The sequence below is a fragment of the Pseudomonas sp. P4_C3 genome, assembly GCF_056402075.1.
Genome location: NZ_JBFUIC010000054.1, coordinates 1 through 20,216, shown reverse-complemented (window position 1 = coordinate 20,216; position 20,216 = coordinate 1). Strand labels below are relative to the sequence as shown.

Annotated in this window: 17 protein-coding genes and 3 tRNA genes; 1 reads left to right on the top strand and 19 read right to left on the bottom strand. The window is 60.9% G+C overall.

Going from position 1 to position 20,216, the window contains the following annotated elements:
* Positions 1-112: 112 nt before the first annotated feature.
* From AC1DVH_RS12170 to leuC, 19 genes are all read right to left on the bottom strand, one after another.
* Positions 113-189 (bottom strand) — tRNA-Asp (locus AC1DVH_RS12170).
* A 92-nt stretch (positions 190-281) separates the two neighbouring features.
* Positions 282-358: transfer RNA gene (locus tag AC1DVH_RS12165), tRNA-Asp, on the bottom strand.
* Between the two features lie 53 nt (positions 359-411).
* Positions 412-487 (bottom strand) — tRNA-Val (locus AC1DVH_RS12160).
* 245 nt (positions 488-732) lie between these two features.
* Positions 733-1,509 (bottom strand): SDR family oxidoreductase, encoded by a 777-nt coding sequence (locus tag AC1DVH_RS12155; RefSeq protein ID WP_477754002.1) that lies wholly within the window; start codon positions 1,507-1,509, stop codon positions 733-735.
* Positions 1,506-2,717 carry an O-succinylhomoserine sulfhydrylase gene (locus tag AC1DVH_RS12150; RefSeq protein WP_477754001.1) on the bottom strand — a complete coding sequence of 404 codons (1,212 nt, stop codon included), beginning with the start codon at positions 2,715-2,717 and terminating at the stop codon, positions 1,506-1,508. The genes AC1DVH_RS12155 and AC1DVH_RS12150 overlap by 4 nt, the downstream gene beginning before the upstream one ends.
* Positions 2,718-2,798: 81 nt before the next feature.
* Positions 2,799-4,304, bottom strand: a complete 1,506-nt coding sequence (gene purF, locus AC1DVH_RS12145; protein ID WP_020795479.1) for an amidophosphoribosyltransferase — start codon at positions 4,302-4,304, stop codon at positions 2,799-2,801.
* A gap of 41 nt (positions 4,305-4,345) precedes the next feature.
* Complete coding sequence (locus AC1DVH_RS12140) at positions 4,346-4,906, bottom strand: CvpA family protein (RefSeq protein ID WP_477754000.1); 561 nt, start codon at positions 4,904-4,906, stop codon at positions 4,346-4,348.
* Between the two features lie 98 nt (positions 4,907-5,004).
* A complete protein-coding gene (locus tag AC1DVH_RS12135) occupies positions 5,005-5,673 on the bottom strand; it encodes an SPOR domain-containing protein (RefSeq protein WP_477753999.1) in 669 nt (222 codons plus the stop codon).
* A complete protein-coding gene (folC, locus tag AC1DVH_RS12130; protein WP_477753998.1) occupies positions 5,657-6,964 on the bottom strand; it encodes a bifunctional tetrahydrofolate synthase/dihydrofolate synthase in 1,308 nt (435 codons plus the stop codon). The genes AC1DVH_RS12135 and folC overlap by 17 nt, the downstream gene beginning before the upstream one ends.
* A complete protein-coding gene (gene accD / locus AC1DVH_RS12125; RefSeq protein WP_477753997.1) occupies positions 6,961-7,881 on the bottom strand; it encodes an acetyl-CoA carboxylase, carboxyltransferase subunit beta in 921 nt (306 codons plus the stop codon). The genes folC and accD overlap by 4 nt, the downstream gene beginning before the upstream one ends.
* Positions 7,882-8,098: 217 nt before the next feature.
* Positions 8,099-8,725, bottom strand: a complete 627-nt coding sequence (locus tag AC1DVH_RS12120; protein ID WP_477753996.1) for a phosphoribosylanthranilate isomerase — start codon at positions 8,723-8,725, stop codon at positions 8,099-8,101.
* A gap of 63 nt (positions 8,726-8,788) precedes the next feature.
* Positions 8,789-9,613, bottom strand: a complete 825-nt coding sequence (truA, locus tag AC1DVH_RS12115) for a tRNA pseudouridine(38-40) synthase TruA (RefSeq protein WP_095943676.1) — start codon at positions 9,611-9,613, stop codon at positions 8,789-8,791.
* Between the two features lie 281 nt (positions 9,614-9,894).
* On the bottom strand, positions 9,895-12,465 hold the full coding sequence (locus AC1DVH_RS12110; RefSeq protein ID WP_477753995.1) for a motility hub landmark protein FimV: 2,571 nt from the start codon (positions 12,463-12,465) through the stop codon (positions 9,895-9,897).
* Between the two features lie 206 nt (positions 12,466-12,671).
* Positions 12,672-13,682: an aspartate-semialdehyde dehydrogenase gene (locus AC1DVH_RS12105; RefSeq protein ID WP_477753994.1), complete on the bottom strand. Its 1,011-nt coding sequence runs from the start codon at positions 13,680-13,682 to the stop codon at positions 12,672-12,674.
* Between the two features lie 286 nt (positions 13,683-13,968).
* A complete protein-coding gene (gene asd, locus AC1DVH_RS12100) occupies positions 13,969-15,081 on the bottom strand; it encodes an aspartate-semialdehyde dehydrogenase (protein WP_007975660.1) in 1,113 nt (370 codons plus the stop codon).
* A 66-nt stretch (positions 15,082-15,147) separates the two neighbouring features.
* Positions 15,148-16,230 carry a 3-isopropylmalate dehydrogenase gene (gene leuB, locus AC1DVH_RS12095; protein ID WP_007997553.1) on the bottom strand — a complete coding sequence of 361 codons (1,083 nt, stop codon included), beginning with the start codon at positions 16,228-16,230 and terminating at the stop codon, positions 15,148-15,150.
* Positions 16,231-16,309: 79 nt separating this feature from the next.
* Positions 16,310-17,077 carry a class I SAM-dependent methyltransferase gene (locus AC1DVH_RS12090; RefSeq protein WP_477753993.1) on the bottom strand — a complete coding sequence of 256 codons (768 nt, stop codon included), beginning with the start codon at positions 17,075-17,077 and terminating at the stop codon, positions 16,310-16,312.
* A gap of 144 nt (positions 17,078-17,221) precedes the next feature.
* Positions 17,222-17,866, bottom strand: a complete 645-nt coding sequence (gene leuD / locus AC1DVH_RS12085) for a 3-isopropylmalate dehydratase small subunit (protein WP_477753992.1) — start codon at positions 17,864-17,866, stop codon at positions 17,222-17,224.
* A 2-nt stretch (positions 17,867-17,868) separates the two neighbouring features.
* A complete protein-coding gene (gene leuC / locus AC1DVH_RS12080) occupies positions 17,869-19,299 on the bottom strand; it encodes a 3-isopropylmalate dehydratase large subunit (RefSeq protein ID WP_477753991.1) in 1,431 nt (476 codons plus the stop codon).
* A gap of 306 nt (positions 19,300-19,605) precedes the next feature.
* On the opposite strand from leuC, the gene AC1DVH_RS12075 reads away from it, so the two are divergent.
* On the top strand, positions 19,606-20,216 hold a 611-nt coding region (locus AC1DVH_RS12075; RefSeq protein WP_477753990.1), incomplete at its 3' end, for a LysR family transcriptional regulator.

Genomic DNA, 20,216 nt, shown 5'->3' with positions numbered 1-20,216 from the left:
TTTCAGACACAAAAAACCCCGGTCTTTCGACCAGGGTCTTTGCTATCGACTCGAAGTAAACCAACGGCTTTCTTCGTAGCTCCAAGGCGTTCAGTTGGCCTTGGGGCAGATATGGCGCAGCGGACGGGACTCGAACCCGCGACCCCCGGCGTGACAGGCCGGTATTCTAACCGACTGAACTACCGCTGCGTATCGCTTTGGACTTGCGCCCAAGTAACTCGTCTGATTGAAAACTCAGTAGCTTTTCAATCTCGAGCCAGGCATGCCCGACTCGGAAAATATGGCGCAGCGGACGGGACTCGAACCCGCGACCCCCGGCGTGACAGGCCGGTATTCTAACCGACTGAACTACCGCTGCGCGTCGGTGGAGGCATTTCAGCCTACCTCTTGCTTTCGCAAGTATCTCGGGAGTGGTGGGTGATGACGGGATCGAACCGCCGACATTCTGCTTGTAAGGCAGACGCTCTCCCAGCTGAGCTAATCACCCGTTTGCATCTCCGAGGCCGCGAAATTTACGCAGGTAGCGAACCTAAGTCAATAGCAGGATTGAAGTTTTTCTGAAAAAGACAAAATCATTTCATTCCGGCCAATGTCGGCAACCATCAGTCCGCCATCGCGAGCAAGCTCGCTCCCACAGTTAAAAGCATGCTCTCTCCCTCTGTGGGAGCGAGCTTGCTCGCGATGAGGGCAGCACATTCAACATCAAATGCTGAAGACCGCACCCTGCCCCCATCACTCGCTGTAAATCATCTTCTTGGTCATGCCGCCATCGACCACGAATTCCTGGCCGGTGACAAACCCGGCATTTCTCGACAGCAGCCAGGCCACCATCGCCGCGACATCCTCGACCGTCCCTACCCTGCCCGCCGGATGCTGGGCATGATCGGCTTCGGTCAAGGGTTCGGCACGCCGCACCGAAGGATCGCGCGCGTCGATCCAGCCAGGGCTGACGGCATTGACCCGGATCTCCGGGCCAAGACTGATTGCAAGTGCATGGGTCAGAGCCAACAAACCACCCTTGCTCGCCGCATAGGCCTCTGTGTCGGGTTCCGACTGCCCGGCGCGGGTCGAGGCCAGATTGACGATGGCACCGCCATGAGCGCGCAGGTACGGCGCACAGTGCTTGGCCAGCAACATCGGCCCGCTGAGGTTCACCGCCAACACCCGATTCCAGTGAGCCAGATCGAGGCTTTCCAGGGTGATGTTATGCGGATCGGCAACCGCGGCATTGCAGACCAGCGCATCCAGGCGCCCGAACTGGCCGAGCACCTCGGCCACCCCCAGCGCGACCTGCCCTTCATTCGAGACATCCATGGCGATGAACCAGGCGTTGTCACCCAGCACTTTCGCCACTTTCGAGCCGCGCTCGCGGTCCAGATCCGTCAGCACGACTTGCCAGCCTTCGCTGAGCAGCCAGGCCGAGATCCCCAGGCCAATGCCCCGCGCAGCACCGGTCACCAGCGCTACGCGGCCATTTGAGCCTGCGATCGGCGCAGACAAGTCGATCACAACGCAGCCAGGCCGCGCGCCAGATCGGCTTGCAGGTCCGCCACGTCTTCCAGACCGACCGCAATGCGGATCAGGCTGTCACGAATACCCGCCGCTTCACGCTCCTGCGGCGCCAGGCGGCCATGGGACGTGGTGCTCGGATGGGTGATGGTGGTTTTGCTGTCGCCCAGGTTGGCGGTGATCGAAATCAGGCGCGTGGCATCGATAAAGCGCCAGGCGCCCTCTTTGCCGCCCTTCACCTCAAAACTGACGACCGCACCAAAACCCTTCTGCTGGCGCAGCGCCAGTTCGTGCTGCGGATGGCTCTTGAGGCCGGCGTAATGGACTTTCTCGATGCCTTCCTGCTGCTCCAGCCACTCGGCCAGTTGCTGGGCGTTGGCGCAATGGGCCTTCATCCGCAGGTTCAGGGTTTCCAGGCCCTTGAGGAAGATCCACGCATTGAACGGGCTCAGGGTCGGGCCGGCGGTACGCAGGAAACCCACCACTTCCTTCATCTGCTCGCTGCGACCGGCAACCACGCCGCCCATGCAACGGCCTTGGCCGTCGATGAACTTGGTGGCCGAGTGCACGACGATGTCCGCGCCCATTTTCAGCGGCTGCTGCAAGGCCGGGGTGCAGAAGCAGTTGTCGACCACCAGCATCGCGCCTTTGGCGTGTGCGATTTTCGACAGTTCGGCGATATCTACCAATTCGGCCAGCGGATTGGACGGCGACTCGACGAACAGCAATTTGGTGTTGGATTTGATCGCTGCATCCCAACCGGACAAGTCCGCCAGGGCCACGTAATCGACTTCGATACCGAAACGCTTGAAGTACTTCTCGAACAGGCTGATGGTCGAGCCGAATACGCTGCGCGACACCAGCACATGATCACCGGCGCTGCACAGGCTCATCACCACGGCCATGATGGCCGCCATGCCGGTGGCGGTCGCCACGGCCTGCTCGGCGCTTTCCAGCGCGGCGATGCGCTCTTCGAACGCGCGCACGGTCGGGTTGGTGTAGCGCGAATAAACATTGCCCGGCACTTCGCCAGCGAAGCGCGCAGCGGCGTCGGCGGCGGTACGGAACACGTAGCTGGAGGTGAAGAACATCGGATCACCGTGTTCGCCTTCCGGCGTACGGTGCTGACCGGCGCGTACGGCCAGGGTATCGAACGCTACACCTTCGAGGTCGCTGTCCAGCCGACCGGCATCCCATTCCTGACTCATGCTGTCACTCCTTGCCCTGCTCTTGATAGATGAAGTTCTTTTTGCCAGATACAAAACCGGCCCCTCAGGGCCGGTAGAAACTCAGTTGTTGTACAGATCGATGATCGCACTGACTGCCTGCGTCTTGACCTTGGAGGCATCGTTGCGTGCCTGCTCGATCTTGTTCAGGTAAGCCTCGTCGACGTCGCCGGTGACGTACTGGCCATCGAACACCGCGCAATCGAACTTGTCGATCTTGATCTTGCCGCCACCGACCGCTTCGATCAAGTCAGGCAAGTCCTGATAGATCAACCAGTCAGCGCCGATCAGGTCTGCTACGTCCTGGGTCGAACGGTTATGCGCGATCAGTTCGTGGGCGCTCGGCATGTCGATGCCATAGACGTTCGGGAAACGCACCGCTGGCGCTGCGGAGCAGAAGTAGACGTTCTTGGCGCCTGCTTCGCGAGCCATCTGGATGATCTGCTTGCAGGTGGTGCCGCGAACGATGGAGTCGTCCACCAGCATCACGTTCTTGCCGCGGAATTCCAGTTCGATGGCATTGAGCTTCTGGCGTACGGATTTTTTCCGCGCGGCCTGGCCCGGCATGATGAAGGTCCGGCCGATGTAGCGGTTCTTCACGAAGCCYTCGCGGAACTTCACGCCCAAGTGGTTCGCCAGTTCCAGGGCCGCAGTGCGGCTGGTGTCCGGGATCGGGATGACCACGTCGATATCGTGATCCGGACGCTCGCGCAGGATCTTCTCGGCCAGTTTCTCACCCATGCGCAGGCGGGCCTTGTAGACCGACACGCCGTCGATGATCGAATCCGGACGCGCCAGGTACACATGTTCGAAAATGCATGGAGTCAACGACGGGTTGGTCGCGCACTGACGGGTGTGCAGCTTGCCGTCTTCAGTGATGTAGACCGCTTCGCCCGGTGCCAGGTCGCGAATCAGGGTGAAGCCGAGCACGTCCAGGGAAACGCTTTCGGAGGCGATCATGTACTCGACACCTTCGTCGGTGTGACGCTGGCCGAACACGATCGGGCGGATGCCGTGCGGGTCGCGGAAACCGACGATGCCGTAGCCGGTCACCATCGCCACGACGGCGTAGCCACCGACACAACGGTTGTGCACGTCAGTCACGGCGGCGAACACGTCTTCTTCGGTTGGCTGCAACTTGCCGCGCTGGGCCAGTTCGTGCGCGAACACGTTGAGCAGCACTTCCGAATCGGAGCTGGTGTTGACGTGGCGCAGGTCAGATTCGTAAATCTCCTTGGCCAGTTGTTCAACGTTGGTCAGGTTACCGTTGTGCGCCAGGGTAATGCCGTAAGGCGAGTTGACGTAAAACGGTTGAGCTTCGGCCGAGGTCGAGCTGCCCGCGGTCGGGTAGCGCACATGGCCAATACCCATGTGACCGACCAGACGCTGCATGTGACGCTGATGGAACACGTCACGCACCAGGCCGTTGTCCTTGCGCAGGAATAACCGGCCATCATGGCTGGTAACGATACCGGCAGCGTCCTGGCCGCGGTGCTGGAGGACGGTTAGCGCGTCATACAGCGCCTGATTGACGTTCGACTTACCGACGATACCGACGATGCCACACATGCGACGCAACCCCTACTTAATGGATCTGAACTGAACACAACTCACTGAGGCGTTTTGGCCATCGGCAAGAGGTGCTCCTTGAACGGAATATCAGCGGGTACGCTGATTCCGCTGGCAAGCCACTGACTGCTCCACCCGAGGATCAGGTTTTTGGACCAGTCGGCGACCAATAAAAATTTTGGCACGAGCTGTGACTCTTTCCACCACCCGTCCTGCTGTACCGGCCCCAGGCTCAACAGCCCGACGGCGATAACCACCAGCAACCCGCCACGCGCGGCGCCGAAGGCCATGCCGAGGAATCGGTCGGTCCCGGAGAGCCCGGTGACGCGAACCAGTTCGCCGATAAGATAATTGATCATTGCGCCTACGATTAAAGTGGCGACAAACATGATGCCACAGCCCGTGATTATACGAGCCGATGGCGTTTGAATGTACCCGCCGAGGTACTCGGACAGTGAGCCACCGAACATCCAGGCAACGACTCCTGCGATGATCCAGGTCAGCAGCGACAATGCTTCTTTGACGAAGCCGCGGCTCAGACTGATCAATGCGGAGATGGCGACGATTGCAACGATCGCCCAGTCAACCCAGGTAAATGGCACAGTGCAGCCTACAGACGGATAAGGCGGCGCATTTTAGCAGAGCCCGTGCTTATCGGTAAGCTGCGATTGTCTGTGCATTTCATATCGGGGCGATAGTTTTAGCCACGTTCCGGTTGAAAGCGCACGACAAAACCCTTGAGGTTCTGCTGGCGGTTCAGCAAGTCACGCAGCCGGTCGGCTTCGGCACGCTCGATCAGCGGCCCGACAAACACCCGGTTTTTGCCGTCGGCGGTACGAATGTAGGCGTTGTAACCCTGGCTGCGCAGGGTTTTCTGAAGCTTTTCCGCGCTTTCACGACTCGACAGGCTGGCCAGTTGCACCGACCAACTGACAGACAAGCCATTGGCATCGACACGGCTTTGCGTGGTGTCCGGCTTGCCCGGTGCCGCCGTGATCGGCTGGGCAGGCGCTGTCGCAGGCTTGGCCGCCAAAGCCGGGACCGGCGCGGGCGCAGCCGGTTTGGCCGCTGGCGTTGGAGCCGCATGCGCTGGAACCACCGGCGCAGTTGGCACCGCCGATTCCTGCTGGGCGATTTCCTCATCGCTCGGCACAGGCTCCTGAGGCAAGGCTTGCGGCTCGGGCACCACCACGGGCTCGACCTGTACCTGGGGCATCACAGGCGCCTGCGGAGCCGCAGGCGCTTCGACCGTCACCCGGCGCTGTTCGTCCTGGCGGGAAAACAGCATCGGCAGAAAAATCACCGCCAGCGCGACCAACACCAGGGCGCCAACCATGCGCTGCTTGTATGCCTTATCCAGCAATGCCATTCGCCGCGTCCTCCGTGGAGCGCCGGGCCAGCCATTCAAGGGCCTCGGCGACACAATAAAATGATCCGAACAACAGGATTTCGTCGTTGCTCGTGGCCTGCGCGCACTGCCCTTCCAGGGCGGCCGCTACACTTTCGTAGGGCGTGACCGACGCACCAAGACCTTGCAACGCCTCGTGCAAATCCGCAACCGGACGCGCCCGAGGCGAATCCAGAGGTGCTACGGCCCAGTGCTGGACACTAGCATTCAATTCGCCGACAACACCATCCAGATCCTTGTCCGCCAGCAGACCGAACACCGCCAGACGCTTGCCGACCGGCGGACGACTGGCCAAGCGACGCGCCAGATACTCCGCCGCATGCGGGTTATGCCCCACATCCAGCAATAGATTCAAGCGCTTGCCTTGCCACTCGAACTCACGGCGATCCAGACGACCGACCACCTTCGTTGCCCGCAGCGCCTCGATAATCTGCGCATCCACCCAAGGCAAGCCGAGCAGCAGGTACGCCTGCAACGCCAGCGCAGCGTTTTCCATCGGCAGATCGAGCAGTGGCAGGTCGCGCAGTTCAACCGCACGCCCTTGCGCATCGACACCACGCCACTGCCAGTTGTGATCGGTGACGCCGAGATCAAAATCGCGCCCACGCAGGAAAAACGGGCATTTGAGCTCGCGCGCCTTGTCCAGCAACGGCTGTGGAGGATTCAGATCGCCGCAGAGCGCAGGCGCGCCCTGACGGAAAATACCGGCCTTCTCGAAGGCCACGGACTCACGGGTATCACCGAGGTAATCCGCATGATCGACGCCAATACTGGTGACCAGCGCCACATCGGCGTCCACCACGTTGACCGTGTCCAACCGACCGCCCAGACCGACTTCCAGCACCACCGCATCGAGCCCTGAGCGCTGGAACAGCCAGAACGCCGCCAGGGTGCCCATTTCGAAGTATGTCAGGGAAGTATCAGCGCGCCCGGCCTCTACCGCAGCAAAGGCCTCGCACAGCTCSGCGTCCGTGGCTTCGACACCATTGAGCTGCACCCGCTCGTTGTAACGCAGCAGGTGTGGGGAGTTGTAAACCCCCACGCTCAAGCCCTGGGCTCGCAGCAAGGACGCCACGAACGCACAGGTGGAACCCTTGCCGTTGGTCCCGGTGACCGTAATCACCCGAGGCGCCGGCTTGCCCAGTCCCATGCGGGACGCTACCTGCTGCGACCGCTCCAGGCCCATGTCGATGGCCGAAGGGTGCAACTGCTCGAGGTAGGCGAGCCATTCGCCAAGGGTACGTTCGATCATAGGCTGGCTGGCACCGGCGGAACCACGATCGGCTCGATGGGTGCAGCAACGAACGTCGGCGTCGGCAGCCCCATCATTTGCGCCAACAGATTGCCCAGACGCGGACGCAGCTCCTGACGATCGATGATCATGTCGATGGCACCGTGCTCCAGCAGGAACTCGCTGCGCTGGAAGCCTTCCGGCAGTTTTTCACGCACGGTTTGCTCGATCACACGCGGACCGGCAAAACCGATCAACGCCTTCGGCTCACCGACAATCACGTCGCCCAGCATCGCCAGACTGGCGGAAACGCCGCCGTAGACCGGATCGGTCAGCACAGAGATGAACGGGATGCCTTCTTCACGCAGACGCGCCAGCACCGCAGAGGTCTTGGCCATTTGCATCAGGGAAATCAGCGCTTCCTGCATCCGCGCACCGCCGGAAGCGGCGAAGCAGATCATCGGGCAACGTTTTTCCAGGGCGTAGTTGGCGGCACGAACGAAACGCTCACCGACGATGGCGCCCATCGAACCGCCCATGAAGGAAAACTCGAACGCCGAAACCACGACCGGCATGCCCAGCAAAGTGCCGCTCATGGAAACCAGCGCGTCTTTTTCGCCGGTCTGCTTTTGTGCAGCGGTCAGGCGGTCCTTGTACTTCTTGCCGTCGCGGAATTTCAGACGGTCAACCGGTTCCAGGTCTGCACCCAGCTCGGTACGGCCTTCAACGTCGAGGAAGATGTCGATACGGGCGCGGGCGCCGATACGCATGTGATGATTGCACTTGGGGCAAACGTCCAGGGTCTTTTCCAATTCCGGGCGATAAAGCACAGCCTCGCAAGACGGGCATTTGTGCCAAAGACCTTCAGGCACCGAGCTCTTCTTGACCTCGGAACGCATGATCGAAGGGATCAGTTTGTCTACTAACCAGTTGCTCATGCTTTCTTTCTCCAGTACCGGCGGCCCGAACGCTCTGGTTCGCGGCCCCGTGTATGCCCTAGCGCTAAATTCATGTGTGCGGCGACGGTCGATGGACTGCCACGGTCAGCGCGAAACATGACCTGCGTGCAACCACAAACCCTCGGATCTGCCTGCTGTGTGCAGTGCATCCGCTTTTTACAGTGCAGTGGACGGCGGCAGTCTGCCAGCCGTCACATCAACAGGTGCTACCGCGTACCGCTTTGATAAATGCCTGAATCTTTGCGTGATCCTTGATGCCCTTGCTCGCCTCTACCCCGCCGCTGACATCCACGGCGTAAGGTCGAACGCGCGCAACCGCTTCGGCGACGTTGCCCGGCGTCAGACCGCCCGCCAGAATGATCGGCTTGCTCAGGCCTTGCGGTATCAGTGACCAGTCAAATGCCTCACCGGTTCCTCCGGGAACGCCTTCGACATAGGTATCGAGCAAGATGCCGCTGGCACTGGCATAGGCATCACAGGCCGCGGCGATGTCATCACCCGCCTTGACCCGCAGCGCCTTGATGTACGGGCGATGCCAACCTTCGCACTCGGCCGCGCTTTCATCGCCGTGAAATTGCAGCAGGTCCAGGGGCACCGCGTCGAGAATTTCACCCAATTCGCAACGGCTCGCATTGACGAACAAGCCCACGGTGGTCACGAACGGCGGCAGCGCCTTGATGATCGAGCGCGCCTGCTGGAACGTCACCGCGCGAGGGCTTTTGGCGTAGAACACGAATCCGATGGCATCCGCCCCGGCCTCGACGGCTGCCAACGCATCTTCCATGCGGGTAATCCCACAGATCTTGCTGCGAACGGCTGACATGTCGACACAACTCCAAGACAAATCCGGGAAAGTCCCGGATGGTAACAAAAGCATTCGAGGGCGTCAGCCGCCAAGTTCCGAGAAACCGGTCAGGAAGTGTGGACCGATGTAACGCTCGGGCAATTGGAACTCGTCACGGTACTCGACCTGCACCAGATACAACCCGAACGGATGCGCCGTCACGCCACCGGTCCGCCGAATCCGGCTCTCCAGCACCTCTTTCATCCACTCCACCGGACGCTCTCCGGCGCCGATGGTCATCAGCACGCCGGCAATGTTGCGCACCATGTGATGCAGGAAGGCGCTGGCACGAATATCCAGCACGATCATCTTGCCGTGACGGGTGACGCGCAGATGATGCAGTTCCTTGATCGGTGACTTGGCCTGGCACTGACCGGCGCGAAACGCGCTGAAATCATGGGTGCCGAGCAGGTACTGGGCGGCCTCGGCCATGCGCTCGACGTCCAGCGGACGGTGGTTCCAGGTCACTTCTTCGTTAAGGTGCGCCGGGCGGATCTGATCGTTGTAGATCACGTAGCGATAACGCCGGGCGATGGCCTTGAACCGTGCATGGAAATGCGCCGGCATGACCTTGGCCCAACTGACACTGACGTCGTGGGGCAAGTTGATGTTGGCGCCCATGGTCCAGGCCTTCATCGAACGCTCGACCTGGGTGTCGAAATGCACCACCTGTCCGCAGGCATGCACCCCGGCGTCGGTACGCCCGGCGCACATCAGCGAAACGGGTGAGTCGGCGACTTTGGACAAGGCGTTTTCGAGGGTTTCCTGCACGGTCAGCACCCCGGACGCCTGGCGCTGCCAGCCGCGGTAGCGCGAGCCCTTGTATTCGACGCCCAGCGCGATCCGGAAAAAGCCGTCGGCTGCCATTTCGGCGGCCGGGTTATCTATATTTGCCAAGGAGAGACAGCCTGCTGATGTACCAAAGGCGGGCATTATAAGGCCGCCGGGCGGGGATGCCAGAGAGATCTCCTTTGACTGTTCCGGCCCTTTCGCGGGCAAGCCCGCTCCYACAGTGATTTATGTCGCCCACATAACCTGTGGGAGCGGGCTTGCCCGCGATAGCAATTTCGCAGACACCAACGCATCACCGGCCAAACAAAAACGGCAGCCTCAATGGGCTGCCGCTTTTTTTACAACCTACCGATCACTCAAGCCAGGCGCGAAAGCATTTCCTCGGCTTCGCTCTTCTGCTCGACACTGCCTTCGCTCACCACCTCATTGAGGATGTCGCGAGCGCCATCGCTGTCGCCCATGTCGATATAGGCCTGAGCCAGATCGAGCTTGGTAGCGGCTTCGTCAGTACCCGAGAGGAAGTCGAAGTCATCATCGTCGCCCAGCGCGGCATCTGCTTCGGTGAAGGTCGGTTCGCCGATGCTGCTGGACAGGCTCTCCAGCTCGGCGTTGACATCATCCAGCTCAGCCGCGAACGCATCCGGTGCGTCCATTTCGTCGGCCAGCGACAGATCGAAATCGGCCGGCAATTCCAGGTCATCCAGCGCGACCTCAGGAACAGCCGGGGTTTCAGCGACCGGAAAATCCTTCACGCCTTCGTCCAGATCCAGCAGGAAATCGTCTTCAGCCAGTATCGCCGGCAACGGTTCTGCACCGAGGTCCAGGTCCAGGTCGAAGTCCGACAGATCATCGAGGTTTTCCTTGATTTCAGTCTGCTGCTGCAACACCGACTCAAAACTCAGATCGTCGTCCAGCGGGAATTCGTCCAGGTCTGCCAGCGCCGTCACTTCAGGCTCCGGCACAGGTGCAGGCGCAGGCGCCACAGGCGTGATCGCGTCCAGATCATCCAGGCTCAGGTCGAAGGCGCTGTCGAGGTCATCCTCGAACGGCTCTGGCGCCGGTGCTTGCGGCTCATCGAGCAACAGGTCCTTGACGTATTGCGCATCCAGCTCGGCAGCAACGGCGGCTGCGGCGATGCCACCGGCAGCCACCAGCGCCATGGCCGGGAAGCGGCTTTTGAGCTTTTCAACCTGGGCGAAGTTGTCGCCATTGGCCACCAACTGACGCTCCTGGCCGACGAACGCATCGCGGTCGCCTTGCTGGCCGTAGACTTCCATCAGTTTCAAGCGCAAGTCGCTGCGCTTCGGCTCTTGCTTGACGCCGTCCTCCAGCAACGCGGCAGCCTGGTTCAGGCGACCGGCATTGATGTGCGACTGAGCCTGGCCCAGCACATCGTCGGAACGCTCGGCAGCCGGCGCCACCAATGGCGCGGCGATCGGCGTGGTCATCACGACCGGGGCAACCACCGGCGCTGGCGCGGGAGCAGGCGTCGGGGCAGTCGCCAGCTTCACGCTCGGCGATGGAACTTCCAGGCCTTCGAAGCTGGTGTCCGGCAAGTCGAAATCGGCCGAGAACGGCTGTTCTTCAGCCAAGGCACGGGCCATGCGCATATGCTTTTCGGCTTCTTGCCGGGCTTTGCGGCGGCGCGCCAGCAACAGCAGCAAGAGCAGCAGAACCACCGCACCGCCACCCACCAGGCCCAGCAGCACCGGATTGCTCAGCAACTCATTGAATTTCTGATCGTCGGATGCTGCCGCAGTTGCCTCTGGCGCGGTGACCACTGCTGCAGCTTCAGCCGCAGCAGGCGCTGCCGGGTTGGCAGCCAGCTCGGCCGACATCGCCGGAGCTGTCGCAGCCGCTGGCGCACCCGCAGCGCCCTCGGTTTGCAACTTGGCCAGTTGATTGTTCTTCAACTCGATCAGGCGCTGCAGCTTGTCCACCTGGCTTTGCAGGTCGGTCATGCGACTTTTCAGTTCGGCGTTATCACGACGACTGGTATCGAGGCTTTCCTGGGTCATCGCCAGCTTGTTGCTGAGGGCCGTGGCATCTCCAGCGGCCCCTTTGCCACGGTTCTTGCCGGACTCGGCAGAAACCAGGCTCAGTTTGTCGGTGGCCGCTTGAGCGGGCGCACCATCGGTGCGAGCGCGATTGGTAGCGTCGAGCTGTTGCTGCCCTGCCCCGGGTTTGGCCACGTAGCGACGCCCCTGGCGCCATGCGGTGTTCTGTGCAGCCACTTCGGCAATGGCCTTGGCTTGCGGCAGGCCCGCGCTCTGCACCTGGTCCGGCAGGCGCAGCACCTGGCCGGTTTTCAAGCGGTTGATATTGCCGTCAATGAAGGCGTCCGGGTTCAGCGCCTGGATGGCGAGCATGGTTTGCTGGATCGAACCGCCATTACGCGCCTTCGCGGCGATTTCCCACAGGGTATCGCGCGGTGTGGTGGTGTATTGGGACGCTTTGGTCGCACCGGTGACGGGCGCGGCAACCGTTGACGTTGGTTGCGCAGCCGCTTCAGCGGTTTGCGGCGAGAATTTGGACGGATCGAGCAATACACTGTAGTCGCGCAGCAAACGACCGTTCGGCCACATGACCTGAACCAGGAACTTCACCATGGGTTCGGAGAGTGGCTTGCTGGAGGTCACGCGCAGGATGCTTTTGCCGCTGGCGTTAAGCACCGGGGTGAAGGTCAAGTCGTTGAGAAACGCCTGGCGGTCGACACCGGCCTTGGCGAAATCGTCTGGTGAGGCCAGGCTCGGCACCACTTCGGCGGCGGTGAGATCCTTGACATCGAGCAGCTCGATTTCCGCTACCAGCGGCTGGTTGAGCGTCGATTTCAGGGTCAACTCCCCGAGCCCGAGGGCATGCGCCATACCGGAGGACAGCGCCGAGGCGGCCGCTATTGCTAACACCAGTTTGCGAACTTGAACCATTAGCTCATCCTTAGTTTGAACATTCCTCGGCCAGCGAGAAGGTATTGATAGCCGCTGCCGTAAGGCATTGCGCGCAACGGCGAGGGTCGTCGCGCGCGGTCATTTCATTGATGCCCGGCAAAGCCCCACAGAGTGGCTCTGCCTTCAGCACTCCGGCAAGCATAGGCACGCGCGGAATCATTCGACAAATTGTTGCAAAGTATCTTTTACAGCAGGTCTTTAAGCAACAACTCGGCCAGCTGCACAGCGTTGAGCGCCGCGCCTTTGCGTACGTTATCTGACGTCAGCCACAGATTAAGTTCCGACGGGTCGTCGATACCCAGGCGAACCCGACCGACGTAGACCACATCCTGCCCTACCGCATCGCCCACCGGGGTCGGGTAATCGCCGGCTTCCACCAGCTCGATGCCGGGTGCGTCTTCCAGGGCCACATTGATTTTCGCCAGGTCGATTTCATTCGCGGACTGCAGGGTCACGCTATAGCTATCGCCAAAAAACACCGGGGCTTGAATGCAAGTGACGGAAATCTTCAATGCAGGCAGCGCCATGACCTGGCGCAGTTCACGCACCAGGCGTTTTTCCAGCAATGTATGACCTTGCTCATCCGGTTTGCCGACCTGGGCCAACAGGTTGAAGGCCATCTGCCGATCAAAGAATTTCGGCTCCAGCGGCCGCACATTCAGCAGTTCGGCGGTTTGCCGGGCGAGCTCGCTCACGGCTTCGCGGCCCTGGGCCGATACCGCCAGGCTGGCGGTCAGGCTGATGCGCTGCAAATCGAGCAAATCCATCAGCGGCGCGAGCACCACCGCCAGCGTAGTGGCCGACGGACTTGGACTGCTGACCTGAAACGGTTTTTTCAAGCCGGCCAACACCTGAGCGTTGGCCTCAGGCACGACCTGCGGCGCCTTTTCGGCCGGCAAGGCACCGGAAAGATCGATCACCGAGCATCCGGCATCGATCGCGCGGGAAGCAAAACTCAACGAAACCGCCGGGCCGGCCGCAAAAAACCCAAGCTGTACCTTGCTGAAGTCGAACTCATCGACGTCCCGCACCCGTACGTTCTTGCCGCGAAACGGTACGGAACTGCCGGCCGATTCGCTGCTGGCCAACAGATGAAGGGTGCCGATCGGGAAATCACGCTCTTCGAGAATCTGCACGAGCGTTTCGCCGACAGTACCGGTGGCGCCGATCACGGCAATATCAATGGACTGGCTCATGGGTTTTACCTCTGGCGAAACGGGGGGAGCGGCACTTTACCGGGTGGGTGGCATGCAGGCAATTCTGTGGTGCCTGACCTGCCCCCATCGCGAGCAAGCTCGCTCCCACAGGGATTGATGGTGTACACAAAATATCTATTCAACTCCAACTCACTGTGGGAGCGAGCTTGCTCCGGGCGGCGCTCCGACGATGGCGCCCGTTCAGACAGCAGATCACCCAAAGCAGATAACCATAAAAAAACCCGCACCTCTCTCAAGGCACGGGTTCTTTCATTGCATCAACCGATCAACGCTCGAGCAGGATCCGCAGCATGCGGCGCAGCGGTTCGGCCGCGCCCCACAGCAACTGGTCGCCAACAGTGAACGCGCCGACGAACTGCGAACCCATGTTCAGCTTGCGCAGACGTCCAACCGGGATGTTCAGGGTGCCGGTGACCTTGTTCGGGCTCAGCTCCTGAATGCTGGTCTCACGGCTGTTCGGTACCAGCTTGACCCAAGGGTTGTGCTGGCTGATCAGCCCTTCGATATCAGCGATCGGCACGTCTTTGTTCAGCTTGATGGTCAGCGCCTGGCTGTGGCAGCGCATGGCGCCAATGCGTACGCAGATGCCATCGACCGGGATCGGGCTCTTGAAGCGACCAAGGATCTTGTTGGTCTCGGCCTGGGCCTTCCACTCTTCGCGGCTCTGGCCGTTCGGCAGTTCCTTGTCGATCCACGGGATCAGGCTGCCGGCCAGCGGTACGCCGAAGTTTTCGGTCGGGTACGCGTCGCTGCGCATGGCTTCGGCAACACGACGGTCGATGTCGAGGATCGCGCTGGCCGGATCGGCCAGTTGATCGGCAACAGCGGCGTGGGTCGCGCCCATCTGCTTGATCAGTTCACGCATGTTCTGCGCGCCGGCACCGGAGGCCGCCTGATAGGTCATGGCGCTCATCCACTCCACCAGACCGGCTTCGAACAGGCCACCCAGACCCATCAGCATCAGGCTGACGGTGCAGTTGCCGCCGATGTAGTTCTTGGTGCCCGCGTCCAGCTGCTGGTCGATCACCTTGCGGTTGACCGGGTCCAGAACGATCACCGCGTCATCCTGCATGCGCAGGCTGGAAGCGGCGTCGATCCAGTAACCCTGCCAGCCGGCTTCACGCAGCTTGGGGAAGACTTCGCTGGTGTAGTCGCCACCCTGGCAGGTCAGAATCACGTCGAGGGTTTTCAGCTCTTCAATGCTGTAAGCGTCCTTGAGCGGAGCAATGTCCTTGCCCACGGACGGGCCTTGGCCACCGACATTGGAAGTGGTGAAAAACACCGGCTCGATAAGATCGAAATCCTGCTCTTCCAGCATCCGCTGCATGAGCACGGAACCGACCATACCGCGCCAACCGATCAGACCTACACGTTTCATCGCAACTACACCTTCTTGAAATGTGGGCCGCTGCCTTGTCTTGAATTTGGCAGCGGGCCCGAGAGATTACAGATTCCGCAGCGCGGCGACTACTGCGTCACCCATTTCCTGCGTACCGACTTTAGTGCAACCTGCCGACCAGATGTCGCCGGTGCGCAAGCCCTGATCCAGCACCAGGCTGACGGCTTTCTCGATGGCATCGGCCGCGGCCTGCTGGTTGAAGCTGTAACGCAGCATCATCGACACCGACAAAATGGTCGCCAACGGGTTGGCGATGCCCTTGCCCGCGATGTCCGGCGCCGAACCGTGGCACGGCTCGTACATGCCTTTGTTGTTGGTGTCCAGGGACGCCGACGGCAGCATGCCGATGGAACCGGTGAGCATCGAGGCCTGGTCGGACAGGATGTCGCCGAACATGTTGTCGGTGACGATCACGTCGAACTGCTTCGGTGCGCGCACCAGCTGCATCGCGGCGTTGTCGACGTACATGTGGCTCAGTTCGACTTCAGGATAATCCTTGGCCACTTGTTCGACCACTTCACGCCACAGCTGGCTGGAGGCCAGTACGTTGGCCTTGTCCACCGAGCACAGCTTCTTGCCACGGACCATGGCCATGTCGAAACCGACACGGGCGATACGACGAATTTCGCTTTCGCTGTACGGCAGGGTGTCATAGGACTGACGCTCGCCGTTTTCCAGGGTACGGGTACCGCGTGGCGCGCCGAAGTAGATGCCGCCGGTCAGCTCACGGACGATCAGGATGTCCAGGCCGGCCACGATTTCCGGCTTCAGGCTGGAAGCCTCGGCCAATTGCGGGTACAGGATCGCCGGGCGCAGGTTGCCGAACAGGCCCAGTTGCGCACGGATTTTCAGCAGGCCGCGCTCAGGGCGGATGTCACGTTCGATGGCATCCCATTTCGGGCCGCCAACGGCACCCAGCAACACGGCGTCGGCCGCGCGGGCACGCTCCAGGGTCTCGTCGGCCAGCGGCACGCCGTGCTTGTCGATGGCAGCGCCGCCGATCACGTCGTGGCTCAGCTCGAAGCCCAGGGCGAACTTGTCGCTGGCCAGCTCCAGCACCTTGACCGCTTCGGCCATGATTTCCGGGCCAATACCGTCACCTGGGAGAATCAGAATCTGCTTGCTCATGCGTTCCTCATGTCATCAGTCGGTGCGCCCTTGGACGCTCCCGGAAAAAGTCTATCGTTCGGCGCTCTTCTTTCAGAGCTTATCGTTCAGCCATCAGCACCAATACATCGGTACTGAACGAACCATCGGCCTCAATTTCGAAATATTCGCGTACTTCATTGCCCATCGACTGCTGCAACGCGCGGATCGCCGCGCGCATCACTTCAGGTGTGCGCATGCGCTCGACCCAGCTGTCGTACTCCAGACGCAGGCGCTGACGAGTGGTACTGCGGGTGTGCAGCCCCGCCTCGCTGACCTGGCGCAACCACTCGCCGGCGGAATAATCGCGCACATGGCTGGTGTCGCGCAGCACTTCGACGCTTTGCAGGTAAGTGTCGAACAGCGGGCTACCCGGTGACAATACGTCGACGAACGCCGCCACACCGCCCGGTTTCAACACCCGGCGCACTTCCCGCAACGCCACGCCGAGATCGCTCCAATGGTGCGCCGAATAACGGCTGAAGACGAAATCGAATTCGCCATCGGCGAACGGCAGGCGCTCGGCGGCACCGTTGACCGTGGACACGTTGCTCAAACCACGATCGACGGCGGCAGCGGTCACCACGTCGAGCATCTGCTGCGACAGGTCGTAGGCCACCACTTCTTTCACCAATGAGGCTACGTGAAAACTCACGTGACCGGCGCCGCAGCCCAGATCCAGGACCCTGGCATCACCCTGCCCGGCCAGCTCGGCCTGTAGCAGCGCGAATTCAGTGCCTTGAGCGTGTACGGCGCTGCTCAGGTAGGCCGAGGCCTGTTCACCGAATTGCTTCTGGACTACCTGGGTGTGCTGGGCGGTGCTGGTCATGGGGACTTCCTTTTGGGGGTGAGTCTTGGGGTGTCTGTTCTGGCCTCATCGCGAGCAAGCTCGCTCCCACAGGTTTTGTTTACGCCGCAAATCCAGTGTGGGAGCGAGCTTGCTCGCGATGGCGTCATTACGCCTAACGCAAAATCAAGCGTCGCGAAACAACCAAGGCTGGCTCGCCCGGTGCTTGGCCTCAAACGTCGCAATTGCCTCATGGTCCTGCAAGGTCAGGCCGATATCGTCCAGGCCGTTGAGCAGGCAGTGTTTGCGGAAGGCATCGATTTCGAAGCTCAACACCTTGCCATCAGGTCGGGTCACGGTCTGGGCTTGCAGATCGACCTGCAATTGATAGCCCGGATTGGCCTCGACCTGCTGGAACAGCTCATCGACTTCGGCATCGCTCAAGATGATCGGCAGCAAGCCGTTCTTGAAGCTGTTGTTGAAGAAGATGTCGGCATAGCTCGGCGCGATGATGCTGCGGAAACCGTACTCTTCCAGCGCCCACGGCGCGTGTTCACGGCTGGAGCCGCAACCGAAGTTCTCGCGGGCCAGCAATACGCTGGCACCTTGGTAACGTTCGGCGTTGAGGACGAAGTCCTTGTTCAGCGGACGCCTGGAGTTGTCCTGATAAGGCTGGCCCACATCCAGGTAACGCCATTCATCGAACAGGTTCGGGCCAAAACCCGTGCGCTTGATCGACTTCAGAAATTGTTTCGGAATGATCTGGTCGGTGTCGACGTTGGCACGATCCAAAGGCGCGACAAGTCCAGTATGTTGGGTAAATGCTCTCATGCTTACTGCGCTCCCTGGATCAATTCACGGACGTCGATGAAACGACCGTTCACCGCGGCGGCCGCGGCCATCGCCGGGCTGACGAGGTGGGTACGACCACCGGCGCCCTGACGGCCTTCGAAGTTACGGTTGGAGGTCGAAGCGCAATGCTCGCCACTTTCCAAACGGTCCGGGTTCATCGCCAGGCACATCGAGCAACCCGGCTCACGCCATTCGAATCCGGCTTCGAGGAAAATCTTGTCCAGACCTTCCGATTCGGCCTGGGCCTTCACCAGACCCGAGCCCGGAACGACGATGGCCTGCTTGATGGTCGAGGCCACTTTGCGGCCCTTGGCGATCACGGCCGCCGCACGCAGGTCTTCGATCCGCGAGTTGGTGCAGGAACCGATGAACACGCGGTCGAGCTGAATGTCGGTGATCGCCTGGTTGGCGGTCAACCCCATGTATTTCAAGGCGCGGACGATGGAGTCGCGCTTGACCAGGTCCATTTCCTTCGCAGGATCCGGCACGTTCTGATCCACCGCCAACACCATCTCAGGCGAAGTGCCCCAGCTGACTTGCGGCTTGATCTGGGTGGCGTCGAGTTCGACAACAGTATCGAACTTGGCGTCAGCGTCAGACACCAGGTCTTTCCAGGCTTCAACAGCCAGGTCCCACTCCGCGCCTTTCGGTGCGAAAGGACGGCCCTTGACGTAAGCCACGGTTTTTTCGTCCGCGGCCACCAGGCCTACGCGAGCGCCGGCCTCGATGGACATGTTGCAGATGGTCATGCGGCCTTCGACGGACAGGTCGCGAATCGCGCTGCCGGCGAACTCGATGGCGTGGCCGTTACCGCCGGCGGTGCCGATCTTGCCGATCACGGCGAGCACGATGTCCTTGGCGGTCACTCCGAACGGCAATTGGCCTTCGACACGTACCAGCATGTTTTTCATTTTCTTGGCGACCAGGCACTGAGTGGCGAGCACATGCTCGACCTCGGAAGTACCGATACCGTGCGCCAACGCGCCGAATGCGCCGTGGGTCGAGGTGTGGGAGTCGCCGCAGACCACGGTCATGCCCGGCAACGTTGCGCCCTGCTCCGGGCCGATGACGTGGACGATGCCCTGGCGAACGTCGTTCATCTTGAACTCGACGATGCCGTATTCATCGCAGTTGTCATCGAGGGTCTGCACTTGCAGACGCGAGACCTGGTCAACGATGGCGTTGATGCCGCCCTTGCGCTCCGGCGTGGTCGGTACGTTGTGGTCCGGGGTCGCGATGTTGGCATCGATGCGCCATGGCTTGCGCCCGGCCAGACGCAGGCCTTCGAAGGCTTGCGGCGAGGTCACTTCGTGGATGATGTGACGGTCGATGTAAATCAGCGCAGAGCCATCGTCGCGCTGCTTGACCAAATGCGAATCCCAGAGCTTGTCGTAGAGCGTTTTGCCGGCCATCAGACGGTTCCTCATCAGCTTTTTCTATGCCAGTGAGGTCTGTATAGCGAGTTTCGTTAGTCAACTTCGGCGCCAGAAGCCCATATCCTGCGTTGCTGCTCCTCGCCATAGCGCGCTATGACTCGTCGCAGCGCCTTGGCTATGGACTTCTGGCATCCGAATTTGAACTAACAAACTCGCTACACAGACCTCTGGGTCTTGAAAGTCTCAATAACCCTTTGGCTTGTGAGGCTGATCCTATGGGGTTACATTAAATAACTCAAATTCATATTTTTTATGCTTTGGATAACCAACTGGAATACAACCATGGACCTGGCCAACCTCAATGCTTTTATTGCCATCGCCGAGACCGGAAGCTTCTCCGGCGCCGGGGAAAGGCTGCACCTGACCCAGCCGGCCATCAGCAAACGCATCGCCGGGCTGGAGCAGCAATTGAAGGTGCGGCTGTTCGATCGCCTGGGTCGTGAAGTGGGCCTGACCGAGGCCGGGCGCGCCCTGCTGCCGCGGGCCTACCAGATTCTGAATGTCCTCGATGATACGCGCCGCGCCTTGACCAACCTCACGGGCGAGGTGACCGGCCGTCTGACCCTGGCCACCAGTCACCACATCGGCCTGCACCGCTTGCCGCCTTTATTAAGGGAGTTCACCCGACGTTATCCCGAGGTAGCGCTGGATATTCAGTTTCTCGATTCGGAAGTAGCCTATGAGGAGATCCTCCATGGTCGCGCCGAACTGGCGGTCATCACCCTCGCGCCAGAGCCCCATGCGCTGGTCAAGGCCACCCCGGTGTGGGACGACCCGCTGGATTTCGTGGTCGCCCCGGAGCATTCTCTACTCAACAACGGCAAGGTCAGCCTGGCAGACATCGCCCGGCACCCGGCGGTCTTTCCCGGCGGCAATACCTTTACCCACCACAT